This is a genomic window from Gilliamella sp. W8128 (assembly GCF_016100545.1).
Classification (GTDB): Bacteria; Pseudomonadota; Gammaproteobacteria; order Enterobacterales; family Orbaceae; genus Gilliamella; species Gilliamella apis.
Genome location: NZ_JACFSE010000049.1, coordinates 1 through 203, shown reverse-complemented (window position 1 = coordinate 203; position 203 = coordinate 1). Strand labels below are relative to the sequence as shown.

Sequence of the window (203 nt, the reverse complement as noted above, 5' to 3'; positions counted from 1 at the left end):
GTTGATGAAGTGAGACAATGGGGCTATAGCTCAGCTGGGAGAGCGCCTGCCTTGCACGCAGGAGGCCAGCGGTTCGATCCCGCTTAGCTCCACCATTAAAGAAATCTCTTTTATCTATAAAAAATTATGTTTGTATTTATTTGATATTCGAATGAATAGAAAGATAAAGCTCTTTAACAATTAGGAACAAGCTGAAAGAAACG

At 40.4% G+C, this 203-nt stretch carries 1 tRNA gene; it reads left to right on the top strand.

Annotated elements, in window-relative coordinates:
• The first annotated feature begins 19 nt into the window (after window positions 1-19).
• A tRNA-Ala gene (locus H3U97_RS11395) sits at window positions 20-95 on the top strand.
• Window positions 96-203 lie beyond the last annotated feature (108 nt).